13 protein-coding genes are annotated in these 17,055 nt (G+C 32.9%); 1 reads left to right on the forward strand and 12 read right to left on the reverse strand.

Annotation, left to right across the window (positions count from 1 at the left end; translation table 11 throughout):
* The 4 genes from AC4FQX_RS12195 to AC4FQX_RS12210 all read right to left on the reverse strand — a co-directional run.
* A partial coding sequence (locus tag AC4FQX_RS12195; protein ID WP_491167984.1) for a leucine-rich repeat domain-containing protein occupies positions 1-2,097 on the reverse strand: 2,097 nt, incomplete at its 3' end.
* A gap of 444 nt (positions 2,098-2,541) precedes the next feature.
* Positions 2,542-4,740: a T9SS type A sorting domain-containing protein gene (locus AC4FQX_RS12200; protein ID WP_491167985.1), complete on the reverse strand. Its 2,199-nt coding sequence runs from the start codon at positions 4,738-4,740 to the stop codon at positions 2,542-2,544.
* Between the two features lie 426 nt (positions 4,741-5,166).
* Positions 5,167-7,851: a T9SS type A sorting domain-containing protein gene (locus AC4FQX_RS12205; protein WP_491167986.1), complete on the reverse strand. Its 2,685-nt coding sequence runs from the start codon at positions 7,849-7,851 to the stop codon at positions 5,167-5,169.
* A 485-nt stretch (positions 7,852-8,336) separates the two neighbouring features.
* Positions 8,337-8,831, reverse strand: coding sequence for a YkgJ family cysteine cluster protein (locus tag AC4FQX_RS12210; RefSeq protein ID WP_491167987.1), 495 nt, complete (start codon positions 8,829-8,831; stop codon positions 8,337-8,339).
* A gap of 132 nt (positions 8,832-8,963) precedes the next feature.
* Here AC4FQX_RS12210 and AC4FQX_RS12215 point away from each other — a divergent pair, with 132 nt between their 5' ends.
* Entirely contained in the window at positions 8,964-9,683 is a 720-nt protein-coding gene (locus tag AC4FQX_RS12215; RefSeq protein WP_491167988.1) for a class I SAM-dependent methyltransferase, read from the forward strand.
* Between the two features lie 8 nt (positions 9,684-9,691).
* Here the strand turns inward: AC4FQX_RS12215 and AC4FQX_RS12220 are convergent, their stop codons facing one another.
* The 8 genes from AC4FQX_RS12220 to AC4FQX_RS12255 all read right to left on the reverse strand — a co-directional run bounded on the left by AC4FQX_RS12220 (position 9,692) and on the right by AC4FQX_RS12255 (position 16,905).
* Positions 9,692-10,321 (reverse strand): 7-carboxy-7-deazaguanine synthase QueE, encoded by a 630-nt coding sequence (locus tag AC4FQX_RS12220; protein WP_491167989.1) that lies wholly within the window; start codon positions 10,319-10,321, stop codon positions 9,692-9,694.
* A gap of 147 nt (positions 10,322-10,468) precedes the next feature.
* Positions 10,469-12,148, reverse strand: coding sequence for a tetratricopeptide repeat protein (locus AC4FQX_RS12225; RefSeq protein ID WP_491167990.1), 1,680 nt, complete (start codon positions 12,146-12,148; stop codon positions 10,469-10,471).
* Between the two features lie 17 nt (positions 12,149-12,165).
* Positions 12,166-13,113: a PstS family phosphate ABC transporter substrate-binding protein gene (locus tag AC4FQX_RS12230; protein WP_491167991.1), complete on the reverse strand. Its 948-nt coding sequence runs from the start codon at positions 13,111-13,113 to the stop codon at positions 12,166-12,168.
* 2 nt (positions 13,114-13,115) lie between these two features.
* Positions 13,116-13,694 (reverse strand): energy transducer TonB, encoded by a 579-nt coding sequence (locus AC4FQX_RS12235; RefSeq protein ID WP_491167992.1) that lies wholly within the window; start codon positions 13,692-13,694, stop codon positions 13,116-13,118.
* Between the two features lie 249 nt (positions 13,695-13,943).
* A complete protein-coding gene (locus AC4FQX_RS12240; protein WP_491167993.1) occupies positions 13,944-14,759 on the reverse strand; it encodes an energy transducer TonB in 816 nt (271 codons plus the stop codon).
* A 36-nt stretch (positions 14,760-14,795) separates the two neighbouring features.
* Positions 14,796-15,347, reverse strand: coding sequence for an ExbD/TolR family protein (locus AC4FQX_RS12245; RefSeq protein ID WP_491167994.1), 552 nt, complete (start codon positions 15,345-15,347; stop codon positions 14,796-14,798).
* Positions 15,348-15,368: 21 nt separating this feature from the next.
* On the reverse strand, positions 15,369-15,983 hold the full coding sequence (locus AC4FQX_RS12250; RefSeq protein WP_491167995.1) for an ExbD/TolR family protein: 615 nt from the start codon (positions 15,981-15,983) through the stop codon (positions 15,369-15,371).
* Between the two features lie 97 nt (positions 15,984-16,080).
* Positions 16,081-16,905, reverse strand: coding sequence for a MotA/TolQ/ExbB proton channel family protein (locus AC4FQX_RS12255; RefSeq protein WP_491167996.1), 825 nt, complete (start codon positions 16,903-16,905; stop codon positions 16,081-16,083).
* Positions 16,906-17,055 lie beyond the last annotated feature (150 nt).

The following is a 17,055-nucleotide window of genomic DNA, read 5'->3' on the forward strand; positions in this document are numbered from 1 at the left end:
TGTTACGGATAATGGTAAACGATCGATCCAATTAGCCCCTATTTCACGTTCCACTATTTTCACCACGCCATCCTCTACAGTATACGGCATAACAATGTAATTTCCTTCACTGATTTCAAAAGGCACTTCGCACCTATAGGTATACTTATTTTTAGCAATGGTAATATCAGTCAGAAAAACACCATTTAACTCAAACAATCCAATACGTGTAGTAGCGTCTGAAGAAGGTAAATACACCTGAAAAGACGCTTCTACTTCTACCTGAAAAAGATTGTCCTGCGCTGTTTTCAGCTGTAAATGTTTTAATACGGTTGCTATTTTTAAATTAGCTCTTACTGCTTCCAAAACAGTAATAGGTAACTTATCAATTAAATGGGATCCTAACGGACGCACAATAACTTGTTTCTTTCCATCTTTTTCTATATACGGTTGGATAATATATTTCCCTTTTGCTATATTTTTGGGTATTTGACAGGTATAATGTTTACCTTCTCGGGAAAGTGTAATATCAGCATAAAAAACATCATTATTACTAAACAAGCCTATTTTTACCTGTTCTTGATTTTTTGAAACCTCTGCCTGAACCTGAAACACTTCATCTACTACTACTTCATAAAGATAATCTGTTCCTGTTTGTATAGTTAAATGGTCTTCTAACTCTTCATTTCTGTTATCTTTTATTGTGATGCGATATTCAATAATAAGATCAGAATATATCTGTGAATTTAACATGTTCAAAGATGAACCCGGATAACTAGCATTAGTCATTTTACAAATAAGAGTTACTCCGTCATAAACCTTTCCGGCAACAAACTTACCATTAGCAATCTGTTTCAACTCTATTGGTGTTCCCGATTCGGTATACCAACTATATACTGTTGTATTACCCTTAATCGAATATTCATTACTTAAATCAATCTCTTTTCCGGCATCTATAAACCCTCCTTCAATACTGTTTTGAGGGGCATAGTTAAACTGACGAAGTGAGGAAGACGAACTTTCTATATTATATAAATCCGAAAACATAAAATAATTCTGTAAACAATCTAGATCAGTTAATTGTACGTTCTTAGAAATATCCAAACGCGTTAACTGATTATATGGACAATCTAAAAATTTTAAATTTACGTTTTTAGAAACATCCAAACTCGTTAATTTATTATCACTACAAAGCAAACCTGTTAAACTTACATTATTTGAAACATCCAAACTTGTCAACTGATTAATATTACAATTCAAATTGATTAATTTTACATTCTTAGAAACATCCAAACTGGTTATCAAATTAGCATTACAATCCAAAAGCCTTAAATTTAGATTATTAGAAAAATCCAAATTTGTTAACTGATTATCCCAACAATCTAAAGTAGTTAATTGCGCATTCTTAGAAACATCTAAACTTGTTATTGAATTAGATCCACAATCTAATTCAACTAATTTTACATTTTTAGAAACGTCCAAATTCGTTAACTGATTAAATCCACAATTCAATTCAACTAATTCTACATTTTCAGAAACGTCCAAATCCATTAACTGATTATACCAACAAGACAAATATTCTAAATCAGGAGCTCGCGAAACATCCAATGATATTAGTTGATTAGAATAACAACTCAAAGCATTTAAATTGGTTGCTCCGGAAACATTCAAAGATGTTAACAGATTATTATCACATCGTAAATTGGTTAAGTTCACATTATTAGAAACATCTAAACTCGTTAACTGATTTGAAGAGCAATATAATGCTTCTAAAAAAATAAATTTACCGGCATCTAATGTTCCATATACTTTATTACCATCATAATCACCGATTATATCTAATTTTATTAATCGTTTGGGAGATGATGTATTCCAAGTACAAACGGAAGAGGCGTTGTTTGGATTTATTAGTTTGGCAACCCATGCTTCGGAAGTGTTCCAATATAATGTATCTGCTATAGTCAAACCTAATCTATGCAGATTTAACTGTCCTAATTGATTTGTCGGCTGACGAAGAAAAACACGTAATCCTTCTTTATCGTCTTCATGATACGTTTGTGCCTGCGCACTACCACACAGAAAAAACACAAATAAAACAAATAGTAAATTATTTTTCATAAAAAATAAATTAAATTAAACATAATTGAATTAACTAAAATTAAAGCGATTACTTTAACTATGAAAAGAAGTAGTATTATTATATAATTAAGATTCTAAAAGTTAATCTAAACAATATGTTATAGATCAGAAGAAATGTAAAGTATTCAGTTTCCTGTACTCAGTATTCAGTGATCAGTATTCAGTACTCAGTGATCAGTATTCAGTATTCAGTGATCAGTATTCAGTACTCAGTATTCAGTATTCAGTATTCAGTGATCAGTATTCAGTAATCAGTACTCAGTATTCAAACTAGTGTAGTACCTTTCTGTTAAAAACATAAAGCTGAAAACTATCAATTAAAAACTATAAAAAAAGTCCGGTATTCGAAAGTTCTTCGAATACCGGACAAACTATAAATAACACTTATCTTGATTTTATTCTAAAACAAGAAGTGTATGTTTTTTAATTCTTTATTATTTTATGACTGGTCACTCCTTTTGAAGTATAGGCTTTTAAAACATGAACGCCTTTTTGAAGATTGCCAACGGATATCCCCTGATTCGGTTGGTTTTCTTGTTTTACTAAATGCCCGTTTAGATTATAAATCTCTACTTTTTCAATCTTATCTGACGCATTGATATAGATAATATCCATTACGGGATTGGGATAAATCGTAAGTGTTGCTGTCTCTATACTTTCTTCAGACTCCGAAACAATTACTTTGGATTCGGGTTGCCATATATCTCCTTCTGTTACACATAATGGTAAACGATCAATCAAATAAGATCCCGGCTTACGTTCTGTTATTTTTACGGTTCCGTTTTCTATAGTATACGGCATAATAATAAACTCTCCTTCGTTAATTTCAAAAGGCACTTCACATCTGTAGACATACTTGTTCTTTGCTACGGTAATATCAGCCAGAAAAACACCGTTTAACTCAAACAACCCAATGCTTGTTGCTGTTTCTGAGGAAGGAACATATACTTCAAAAGGTTCTTCTACTGCTACCTGAAAGAAATTATCCTGAGCTGTTTTCAACTGTAAATGTTTTAACATGGTTGCTGTTCTAAAATCAAAACCTTTTTCTCCTAAAACGGTAATCGGTAACTTATCAATCAGATGGGATCCTTCGGGACGGACAGCAATTACTTTCTCCCCTTCTTTTTCTATATACGGCTGAATAATATATTTCCCTTTTGGAATACCAACAGGGATTTGACAGGTATAATTACTTCCTTCTCCGGAAAGTGTAATGTCTGTATAAAAAACACCGTTGTTACTAAATAGCCCTATTTTTATCTGTTCCTGATCTTCTGAAACTGCCGCCCGAACATGAAAAACTTCATCTATTGCTATCTCATAAAGATAATCTGTTGCTGTTTTCAATACTAGATGTTCTTTTAATGACAGTACAGTATTTACCGTAACATAATAATCAATAGTAAGGTCGAGATATCCGGCATTAGTCATTTTACAAACAAGTGTTAGCCCGGCATAAACTCCTCCAACAATAAACCTACCTCCGGCACTCTGTTCTAACTCTATCGGCTTCCCTGATTGTGTATACCATTTGTAAACCGTTGTATTACCTTTAAAATCATGTTGACTGCTTAAATCAATTTCCTGTCCTACATCTACAAAGCCTCCTTCAAAACTTTTCTGAGGAGCATAATGAAACTGCTGAAGCGAAGAGCGTGGACTTTCAATAGCAAACAGATCTGAAAACATAAAATTGTTATAAGAGCACTTTAACTCTGTTAAGTTTACATTATTAGAAAGATCTAACGAGGTTAACTGATTAGAAAAACAACGTAAAATACTTAAATTCAAATTCCTAGAGAGATCCAATGACGTTAATTGATTCGAATAACATCGCAAATTCACTAAATTGACCGCTCCTGAAACGTCCAATGAGGTTAGCTGATTAGATCGACAATTCAAAGTAGTTAATTTTCTATTTCCGGAAACATCCAGCGAGGTTAATTGATTAAAATGACAGTGGACATTGGATAAGTTTGCATTTTTAGAAAAATCTAAAGAGGTTAACAAATTAGACCCGCAATCTAAGTACCTTAAGGCTACATTATCAGAAAGATCCAATGAGGTTAACTGATTAGAAAAACACTTTAAAATCACTAAATTAGCAGCGCGCGAAACGTTCAACGATGTTAGCTGATTAGAATGACAATTCAAAGTGGTTAATTTTCTATTCCCGGAAACATCTAAAGAGGTTAACCGATTACCATAACACTCTAAAATGGTTAGCTTCGCATTCCCGGAAACATCTATAAATGTCAACTGATTGTTATAACAATATAACTCTTTTAAAAAAATAAATTTACCGGCATCTAATGTTCCGTATAACTTACTGACTCCATCAGAACCAGCTATGTTTAACTTTATTAAACGCTTGGAAGACACTTTTTTATTCCACATACAATAATCGGACAATTTAGCAACCCATGCTTCTGAGGTATACCAACCTAAAGTATCCGTCTCTACTAAACCTAATCTATGCAGATTTAACTGTCCTGATTGATTCGTTGGCTGACGAAGAAAAATACGCAATCCCTCTTTATCGTCTTCATGATATGCTTGCGCCTGTACACTACCATACAGCAAAAACACAAAAAACACAAATAATAAATTATTTCTCATAAAACATGATTTAAATTAAGTTTATTAAGTCAATTTCACAAAAATAAGTTTTATATTTTTATTTTAACTAATTAAAATAAGTAAATTTAACTAAAAATACAACAAACACACTTATACAATACAGATATTGAAGCTATAATGGAAAATATGTTATAATAATGAAAAATTACAAATTATAAATAAACCAAATATTATTATTTATTTACAATAATATCGTAAAAATAAAAACAACAATACTATTAAAAAAACATCTATTACCAATAAATAAAGACTCTGCTTATAAAATTTTGAAAACCCCGAAAGAATCCAGGCAAATAAAATTTACAATAAAAAAATCCGGCATTCGATTGGTTATCATCGAATACCGGACAAACTATAAATAACATTTATCTTGATTTTTTTTCTAAAACAAGGTGTTCTGTTTTTTTAATTCTTTATTATTTTATGACTGGTCACTCCACCGGAAGTATAGGCTTTTAAAACATGAATGCCTTTTTGAAGATTGTCAACGGATATTCCTTGATTCGGTTGATTTTCTTGTTTCACTAAATGTCCGTTCAGATTATAAATTTCCACTTTTTCAATTTTATCTGGTGCATTGATATAGATAATATCCGTTACCGGATTAGGATAGATCGTAAGCACTGCTGCTTCTGCAACTTCTTCTTGTGCCAAAGCCAACTTATACCCCCATATATCTCCTTCTATTACGGATAACGGCAAACGATCAATAAAATAAGATCCCACTTCTCGTTCTGCTATTTTCACAACTCCATCCTCTACGGTATACGGCATAACAATATAATTTGCTTCAACAATTTCAGAAGGAACTTCGCATGTATAGGTATACTTATTTTTAGCAATGGTTATATCGGTTAGAAAAACACCGTCTAAACCAAACAACCCAATTCTGGTAGTATTATCTGAAGAGGGAGCATATAGCTGAAAAGGTTCTTCTATTTCTACCTGAAAAAGATTGTCCTGCGCGGTTTTAAGCTGTAAATGCTTTAATATGGTTGCTACTTTTAAATCAGCTCCTTCTGCTCCTAAAACTGTAATCGGCAACTTATCAATTAAATGAGATCCTTCGGGACGTGTAATAATTTCTTTTTCTCCGTCTTTTTCTATATACGGCTGGATAACATATTTTCCTTTTGTGATATTTTCTGGTATTTTACAGCTATAATCCTTCCCTTCTCCGGAAAGCGTAATATTAGCATAAAAAACATCACTATTATCAAACAAACCTATCTTTACCTGTTTCTGATTTTTTGAAACTGCTGCCTGAACCTGAAAATCTACACCAACTGCTACTTCATAAAGATACTCTGTTGGTGTCTGTATAACTAAATGTTCTTTTAATTCCTCTTTTATGTTACCCTGTACAGTTATACGATATCCTATAACAATATCAGGATATCCGACATTGACCATTTTACAAATAAGAGCCACTCCATCATACCCTTTTCCGGCAATAAACTTACCATTAACAGCATGTTCCATCTTGATTGGTATTCCTGATTCTGTATACCATTTATACAACGTTGTGTTGCCGTTAATAGAGTATTCTTTACTTAAATCGATTTCCTCTTCAGCAGTTATAAACCCTCCTTCAATAACCTTTTGAGGCGCATAGTCAAACTGACGAAGTAAAGAAGATGAACTTTTCATATCAGAAAAATCTGAAAACATAAAATAATTATCAACGCACTTTAATGTCGTTAATTTTGTATTATTAGAAACATCCAAACTCGTTAACTGATTAGAAACACAAGACAGACTGGCCAAGTTTACATTATTTGAAACATTCAAATCTGTTAACTGATTAGAATTACAATTCAAAGTAGTTAAGCTCTCATTCTTAGATACACCTAATGATGTTAACTGATTTGAACCACAATTCAAATAAGTTAATTTTATATTATTAGAAACATCTAATGACGTTAACTTATTAAAAGAACAATACAAATTGGTTAAGCTTATATTATTAGAAACATCTAAACTCGTTAACTGATTTGAACGACAATCCAAACTCGTTAATTTTATACTACTAGAAACATCTAAACTTGTTAATTGATTAGACTTACAATCCAAAGTTTCCAAATTTAGACCACTAGAAATATCCAAACTCATCAACTGATTAGAACTACAATTCAAACTCCTTAATTTTATATTACTAAAAAGATCTAATGACGTTAACTTATTATTATAACAATTCAAAGTTGCTAAATTTAGATTACCAGAAACATCTAAACTCGTTAATTGATTAGAACGACAATCCAAACTCGTTAATTTTATATTATTAAAAAAATCCAAATTCGTTAATTGATTAGAACGACAATCCAAAGTTGTTAAATTTGCATTATTAAAAACATCTAATGATGTTAACTGATTTGAATAGCATTGCAAATTCACTAAACTAACAGCTCCGGAAACATTCAATGATGTTAACTGATTTGAATAACAATTCAAAGTAGTTAAGTTCACATTCTTAGATACATCCAATGATGTTAACTGATTTGAATAACAATTCAAACTCGTTAATTTTATATTACTAAAAAGATCTAATGACGTTAACTTATTATTATTACAATGCAAAGTTCCTAAATTTAGATTACCAGAAATATCTAAACTCGTTAATTGATTAGAACGACAATCCAAACTCGTTAAATTTATATTATTAAAAACATTCAATGACATTAACTGGTTAGAATCGCAATCCAAATACTTTAAATTTACATTCTTAAACACATCCAAAACCGTTAAGCTATTATTATAACAATATAATCCTTCTAGAAAAAGAAATTTACCAGCATCTAATGTTCCACTTACACCGGCAGAAGATACCGCTAGTTTTATTAATCGTTTGGGAGATGCTGTATTCCAGGTACAACGATTTGATAGTTTCGTAACCCATGCTTCCGAGGTATTCCAGTTTAAGGTATCTGCTGTAACTAAACCTACCCTATGCAGATTCAGCTGTCCCGACTGACTCGATGGCTGACGAAGAAAAACACGCAATCCTTCTTTATCATCTTCATGATACGTTTGTGCCTGTACACTACCGTACAGCAAAAACAAAACAAAAACAAATAGTAAATTATTTCTCATAAATATTAATTTTAATTAAATACATTAAGTTAATTTAACTAAAATAAGTATTAATTTTTTATTATACAAGAAATATAAATAATTAATTTAACAGTTAAATATGAGGTAATTCGATTTTAGTCACAGTATTCAAAATAACTCTGCGTTTCTGCTTTGCGAGCCTTGCATAAGTCTTTGTGTACATTGGGGTTAAAACGTTAGACTGTTTTTATACGGAAGGTCTTTTTTGATTCGGCTTTTTTCTTGTTTTTCTAAAAAGGAATATAATCCCGTTTTTAAAAACATATAGTACTATCAACAGAACAAACAGTAGTACTGTGGTAAAGAGTATTTCAAATATTTTTGCCGACAGACTCGACACAATTATATCTTGTGCTACAAAAAAATTAAGCACTGACAGTACTACTGAAATACAAAAAATAATAAATAGATTTCTTTTATGTTTCATTTCAACTGAATATATATCTTCCAGACCATAAATACTTTTACAAAAGTATTCTTTTTTTCATTTCTTCTACAATATTGAAAGCAGCAGGACAAATGGCTACGTTTTTTAGCGTTAGATCGGCTATTTGCTGAAACTTCTTTCTGTCGGTATGCGGAAATTCTCTGCATGCTTTTGGGCGTACGTCATAGATCATGCAATAGTTTTGATGATCCAGAAAGGTACAGGGAACATTTTGCAACACATAATCATTGTCTTCATCTACTCTCAGATACTGCTCAATGAACTGCTGTGGCTTCTGACGGAGGTATTTTGCGATCCTTTCAATGTCGGCAGAAGTAAATAAAGGACCTGTTGTTTTACAACAATTAGCACAGGTTAAGCAATCGGTACGTCTGAACTCTGCATCGTGTAACTCCTGCATTACATAATCGATATTTTTGGGCGCTTTCTTTTTAAGCTTATCAAAATACTTTTTGTTCTCGTTATGCTTATCTTTGGCAAGTTTTGGGAGTTGCTTCAGTATTTCATCCATATACTATTTATTAGTGTGCTCTGTTCTGAATTATGAAAAAACACTTTGCAAATTTACATAAAATAAGCTTTATTATCTGAAACCAAATTTCATATAATGTATACAATTAACCTTTTTTAATTCAAATTCAACATGAAAGATCTTTTTGGGAAAGCCATTTTAGATTATCAGACCAACAATAAACCGGAGGATATTATAACGGAAACTTCTATTTCTGAAGCGGATGAAATGTCTGTTGCTTATCTGTTCCGCTCTTTTAAAGAAATGCCGGGAATAGAACAAAAAGCACTACTGTCTGCTAAAGGAAAAACACTTGATGTGGGTTGTGGTGCGGGAAGTCACAGTCTTTATTTACAGAATGAAAGACAAATGGACATTACTTCTATTGATATATCTGCAAACGCAATTGAAGCTTGTAAACTCAGAGGCTTGAAAAAAGCTGCTGTTCAGGATGTAATGCAAATGGATGCTGAACGCTCTGAAAACAAATTTGATACAATCTTGTTATTGATGAATGGCGCGGGAATGTGTGGCAGACTGAAAAACATATCTGGTTTTCTGGAAAAACTAAAATCACTTTTACTACGGGGAGGACAGATATTACTGGATTCGTCTGATATTATCTATATGTTTGATGAGGATGGGGATGGTGGAAAATGGATCCCTACGGACACGGATTATTATGGGGAGGTAATCTTTAATATCAGCTATAAAAATCAAAAGGAAGATCCGTTTAACTGGATGTATATTGATTATAATACTTTACAGAATGCGGCGCATTCTACGGGTTTTACCTGCGAATTATTACTGGAAGGCGAGCATTATGACTATCTCGCCCGATTAAGCTTTTAAACGAACGATTAAGGTATATTCAAATATTTATGGGTCTGTAATGATATTCTCCATTTTGGATTATTCATTACATACTCAACAATTAATGGTGTCATTTCTTCTCTTTTACTCCATTCGGGCTGTAAAAACAAAACGGCTTTCCCGTTTACTTTTGCAGCTTGTTCTTCGGCAAAAATAAAATCATGTTTATTAAATACGATTACTTTTAACTCGTGTGCATTATCATAAACAACCTGTGTGGGTAATTTATTCTTCTTTGGGGAAAGACAAATCCAGTCCCATGTACCGGACAATTCGTAAGCTCCTGATGTTTCTATATGAACCCGCAGGTTTTTTTCTTTTAATTTTTGTGTTAATGGCGCCATATCCCACATTAACGGTTCTCCTCCTGTTACTACAACTGTATCTGCAAGGGAACTTGCATTCTCAACGATCTTTTCAATAGCTGTTGGCGGATGCAGTTCTGCATCCCAGCTTTCTTTAACATCGCACCAGTGACATCCCACATCACATCCTCCTATTCTAATGAAATAGGCAGCTGTTCCGGTATGAAAACCTTCTCCCTGAATAGTATAAAATTCCTCCATTAAAGGCAGCATCTGTCCTTTTTCAACTAATGCACTAAACTCTTGCTTCATGATCGTTCTAAATATATAAGTCTGCAAAGATACTTCAATAAATTATTTTTATATTGTCTAAAGACAGTAATTCTCTGTTCTGTAAAAACAAATGACGGATAGAGCTGGCTCCATCCGTCATATATATTCGGTAAATTGATCTTTTTATTAGCGTAATGCTTTTAAGGAATCAATTACATATTTATCATTTGGATCAAGCGCTAATGCTTTTTCAAAATTTTCAATTGCTTTTGCTTTATCTGAGATACCGTAATAAGCACCAATATAGGAATAAGCTTCTACAAGGTTTACTTTTGCTTTTGCTAACTCATCAGCTCCTTTTTCGGTTACTACTTTTATGTATTCTTCATAATGTGTGACCATTAATTGTCTTGATTCGCTTGTATCTAGTAATCTGTTTACACGTGCTCTGTATAAATGGGCATCCTGAGTGGTTGGTGAGGCATCAATAACTTTTGAAAATGCTACGTCTGCTTTTTCTAATAATGTTTTATCCGGTTCTCCTTGTCCTCCTGTCTGACTTGCGTATTCAAAATAAAGGGCATATCCTAAATAGAAATTATCATATAGGAAATTCTGAGATTTTGGATTTAAAACGGCAACTTCAAATATTTTTGATGCTTCTGCGTATTTTTTTTCTTTAAATAATTTTAAACCAACGCCATTTAACTCATTGGTAACTTCTATATCAATATCTGCTGCTTTTTGAATATCTGCCGCTGCCAGATTGAATAACTCAGTATTAATCTTCCCTTCTTCTTTGCTTGCCTGAGCTATTTTAGCTAAACCTAAGTAAAGGTAATCTTTACCGATAATACGTTTTGGTTCTACTTTTCCAATGAAATCCTGCAGTGCTTTAATACTGGCATCATAGTTTCCGTTCTCATAAGCTGAATATCCTAAATAACGTAGAATTCTAGGATTCACTTTATCCATCTGAGCCATTTTATTTGCTTCAACTTCTAAAGCTTTATAATCTTTGGACAGGATCAGGAAGTCAGCATAACGCATGCGGGAATCTAAAGAGAAATCGGTTAACGTCATGTATTTTGAATAATACTCTAATGCTTTTTTCGTATATTCATCATACTTTTTTCTGTCATGGTTTGCCCATAAATAATAGGTTTCTGCCAACTCTCTGTAAACGGGTCCGTAATTTGGGTTTTTAGCCTGAATAGAGTTGAAATCTTTTACAGCTTCCGGAAACGCTCTTGCATTTTTAGTAATTACTGCCATCTGAATCTGAGCTCTTAAAGCAGTGTTATCTACATCCAGAGCATTACGATAGGCTACATAAGCTTCATTATTATTTTTTGCTTTGTGGTAAGCATCACCTATTGCAATGAATACATCAACATCATTAGCATTAATCGATTTTGCTTTATTTAAACTGGCAACTGCTTTTTGATAGTTTGGATTATCAGAGTCCGTATAGGCTTCTCCAATATACATATACTCTAAATAATCTCTCTTTTTTAAATCTTTAATTGCTAAATTAAAATTTGTTTCTGCTGCTGCTGTGTTATTATTATTTAAATCGAGTTGACCTAAACCAATATAATTCCAGTTTGCATTGCTTTTAACGGCAATACCTTTTTGAAAGATCGCTTTTGCGGAATCGGGCTGATTCAGAATTAAATAAATATCTCCCAGAAAAAAATAATTTTTCCCGTCGTCTGCTTTATTCTGAATTAATCCTTTTAATATGGTTTTTGCTTTTTCATATTGTTCGGCATCTATGGCTTTTTTGGCTTGGTCTAAATCCTGACCGTAACTTACAGTTCCAAAAACCAATGCTACTAAACTCAAAATCATAGTTTTTTTCATGGTGGTTATTAAATTTATTATTTAGTTTTCTTTTTGTTTTCTATTTCTGTTCTAATCAGTATTTCTCTTCCCGGGGTTCTAACGGGATATAATCCTGATTTTAAAATAATTCTCTGACCTCTGTCTCCTGCAATGAAGGATGCAAAACCCATGCCTAAACCTGCTGTTCCCTGATAATTTAATAAATACAGTTCTCTCTTTAACGGATAAAAACCATTGGCTATATTGGTTTGACTGGGTTTATAATAATTATCATTTCCTGTTGCTCCTTTTACTCCGAGAACTTTAATATCTTTTACCATCTCTGTGGAAACTGTGGAAGGCTGTAGAATCCAGTTTACACCTACTACTCCGATCGCATCTTTATTATTAAAGATATATTTTATAACGTCATCATTGGTTTTAAAGGAATAAATTCCTTCTACGGGTTTTTCACGTAAAGTTCCTGCAATTTCATTCATATATCTATAGGTACTTGAATTTGCATTATCAAAAACCAGTTTAGTAATACTTTTTGATCCTTTGCCCTGCATAAAGTGAATCACTTCTTCTAAATCAATAACGGAGTCTGTGGCTCTTTGATTTACAATTAAAGCGATAGCATCTGTTGCAAATGGAGTAATGCGGGGTGTTATTTTTTTACTCCGGAAAACCTGAGATTCAGATTCTGTTAGTTTTCTTGGCAAAATTGCTATTCTGACGGAATCATTTAATAAAAGTCGGACTGCTTCTGCTTCCGGTTTATTCACTAAAGTGATCTTTGCATCATATTCATTTTGAAATACGGCAAGCTGGTCTTCTATAATAGGTCCAAAAGTTTCGTCTACTACTATTGTAGCAGATCCTTTAATAATAGTTTCTTTTTCTCCTTTTTCAGCCTCTTTTTTGTCTTTACAGGAAATAGCCAAAATGCTTAAGGTAATAATTCCTATAAATATCAATCTGTTTTTAAAGCTATTTATCATGATTATTCTATTTGAATATTAATAGGCAATGAATATCGAACTCTTACCGGATGTCCATCTTGAATCCCCGGTTTCCATTTTGGAGAACTCTCTAACACTCTTTTAGCCTCTTTTCCTGCTTTTCCTCCTCTGCTACTATCTCTGACAACTTGAATATCTGTTAATGAACCGTCTTTTTCAACAATAAAATTAACAATTACTTTTACAGTACCATCTATAGCATCTGTTCTGAAACTTCTCTTAATGTATTGGTAAAAATCAGGCATTCCTCCGGGAAAATCTGCTTTAACTTCAATACCTACATTTGAATATACTGTTTCTTCTGGTATTGTAGATTCAACTCTGACATTATTATAATCCTGATCTTCAATAAAACCTTCTTCATTTTCCTTGTCTTCTTCAACATCGCTCAAAGATATACTATTATCCGGTACTGCTCCTGAATCATTCAGTTTTGAAAGATATACTTCTAAAATTTCTTTAAGTGACTGACTTTCTGACTGCTGATCTTTTGAAAAAAAAGAGGTTAATAAAGCGGCAACAACAGCACTAATAAATATTCTCGTGGTTACACTCTCCATAAATTAATTATTTCTATCCTGAAAAAGTCTTATAAACCTTAAAAAGGAATAGACTATAAGTACGATCCCAAACAATGTTCGTTGTGTACTTGATAAAGCTAAAGGGAAATCTTTCCAGAAAATAACGATGAGTCCTAAAGCAAAATAAAGTAAAAAAAACAAAATTCCTATAACGACAAGAAATCGCTTTTGGGGCGATTTCTTATCTTTTCTATATCTATCAGAGTTAGACACTGTTTATTCTCAGTATTAATTCACTTGAATATTAATCGGTAATGAATATCGAACTCTCACGGGACGACCGTTCTGAACACCCGGTTTCCATTTTGGAGATCTTTCTAATACTCTTTTAGCCTCTTTTCCTGCTTTTCCTCCTCTACTGATATCTCTGGCAACCTGAATATCTGTTAATGAACCGTCTTTTTCGACAATAAAACTAACAATTATTTTCACTGCTCCATCCATATCATCGGTTCTGAAACTTTTCTGGATGTACTGATAAAATTTTTGCATTCCACCAGGGAAATCTGCTTTAACTTCGATCCCTGCATTTGAATAAATACCTGTATCTTCTGTTACTTTAGATTCTTTTGGTCCTTCTCCTACTGGTTTGTCAATAACGATGTCTCCATCGTCTGAACCTTTAATTGTTTTAGAACCCGGATTTGCATCTTTCAGTTCTTCTACTTTTGGTGGTTCTTCATCACGTACTTTTTCTTTTTCTACCACTTTAGGAGGCGGGAATCTTACTTCATCCACTGTACTCTTAGGTGGTTCCGGCGGCGGCGGCGGTGGTAAAACCTTATCTTCCTCCGGTGGAGGGGTTAAATCAACCATTGTTATTTCTACATCAATTGGTTTCTTTTCGTCTTCTTTTTCTTGTCCTGAAATAAGTCTTAAAAGAAGAGGAGTACTCAATAATAACGCGAATATAACAGCACCGATTGCCAATGCTTTTGTCATTGTTTTTGGGTTCTCCGCACGCAACTCATAGGCTCCGTACTTTTTATTACGACCCTCAAAAACCAAATCAAGCCATTGTTTTTTAAATATGTCTAATTTCATTTTTCTGTGCTTTCTTAATTAAGTTTTGAGGAGAGATTAATACAACCCTTCACTTTCTAACAATTTAATTTCATCCGGAGTAATATCTACAATTGCATAAGAAGGTACTTTTGTAATTGCCATTTCGTCCAGTACGTCAACCAAATTCCTATAACTTGATTTGTCACTTGGTTTAATAATTACTATTAATCCTTTTTCAGAATTCCCGGTTGCCTGAGGAACAGACTTCACACGTTCTAATAATTCTTTACGAACACCATCTTTACCGTATTTATCTTTTGTAGGACCTGAGATTGGTTCTGCTAAACGTCCCATATACCATTCTAACTGATTGTCTTTACCTAACAAAATTGTCAATGTACGGTTATCAGCTACTTCTATTACATCGTCTTTCTTTTCCTTATTTTTATCCGGCATTGCTAAACTCATCGACTGAGGTTTTGACAAAGAAGTGGTTAACATAAAGAAAGTGATTAGTAAGAAAGCTAAATCCACCATTGCTGTTAAATCAACACTGCCTCCTTTTTTCTTACTTCTAACCTTGCCTCCTTTTTTCTTATCTTCTCCGCCAGTATCTAATTGTGCCATTTTTACGGTTTTAAATTCTTATTAAAAATCATCACTTCTTAAACTTGTTACCAAGTTAAATTTATTGATTTTCTGATCCTGAAGGATATCAATCACTTTCTTGATCTCTGGATACTCTTCTTTAGCATCACCTTTAATAGCTACATTAAGATGTATGTTAGCCAATTCTTTTGTTGCTATACGAGCATTTAAAATCCATTCTCTCAACTGGTTGTTCGTAGAATCTGCTGGAATACCTTTTTGAATTCCTTCTTTATTTCTTTCTGAACTGTTTAATGCAATCAGATTCTTTAAATCACCTAGGGGAACACCAAACTCATCGATCAGAGCAAATCTGTTTGCTTCTTCTGGGGTAAAAGTAACTTTGTACTTTTCTCCCATTAGTTCAAGTGTTCTTTTTCTAACTTCTGTTCCTGTAACACCAAAAAAGTATTTTCCTTCTCCTACTGTAATTGTGGCTAAATCAGATTCAGGCAATTTTGTCTGAACTGTAGATGCCGGCATATCAACTGGTAAAGGTTCCGGAACTCTCGCTGTAGATGACATAATGAAAAATGAAAGCAATAAGAACGACACATCACACATTGCAGTCATATCAATAGCTGCACTCTTTTTGGATACTTTTACTTTCGCCATTAACTTTTATTTTTATTAATTAAGTTGCTGTAAGGTTTGTTTATAATAAACACCTTGCCCACTACTATTATACTGTTTACAAAAAATCTACTTAACGTTATGAACGTTTGTGTAAACGCTTGTAAGTTTCAGCGATAGAAAAACCTGCTTCGTCAATTGAGTAAGTAAGTTTATCAATTTTTGTAGTAAAAAAGTTATAAGACACAATTGCTAATGTTGAAGTAGCAATACCTGTTGCAGTATTAATCAAAGCTTCAGAAATACCATTTGCTAATGCTGCTGAATCGGGAGTACCTGCACTTGATAAAGCAGAGAACGCTTTAATCATACCTGTTACTGTACCTAATAAACCTACTAATGTACCGATAGAAACTAATGTTGATAATACCACTAAGTTTTTCTCTAACATTGGCATCTCAAGAGATGTTGCTTCTTCTATTTCTTTTTGGATAGCTTCTGATGCTTCTTCAGCATTTAACCCATCACGTTCTGCTTGTCTATATTTTTCTAAACCTGCTCTAATTACATTAGCAACTGATCCTTTTTGTTTATCACATAATGCCATAGCTTCGTCAATGTTTCCACCTACAATCTGCTTTTGTACATTTTCAACAAAAAGAGCTACATTTCCTACTCCTGCTGATTTGCTAATCACAAAATAACGCTCAATAGAAAATACTACTACCATAAGAAGTAATCCCATTAACACTGGTACAACATAACCTCCCATATAAACCATTCCTAAATAGTTTCCTGGAATTGGGTGTCCTGCTGCATCAAAGTTTGATGAATCTCCCATTACGAATCTCCAAACAAGAAATCCCACAATAAAACAGGCTACAATACTTAATCCTGCAAAAATACCTGACCCTTTAGAACCATTTTCTTTTTTCGCTATTGCTGCGTTTGATGCGTTTGCCATTTTTTTAATTTTAGTTTTTTTTAATTTTTAATTTTTTTAAGTTGCAATACCTATGTAAAACGTATAAACACCTCACATAAGAATGACAAATTTATATTTTTAGTAGATATAAAAAAATAAAAAATTACTTTTTATTGTTTATTAACAATA

This window comes from Flavobacterium sp. AK-301 (assembly GCF_058310215.1).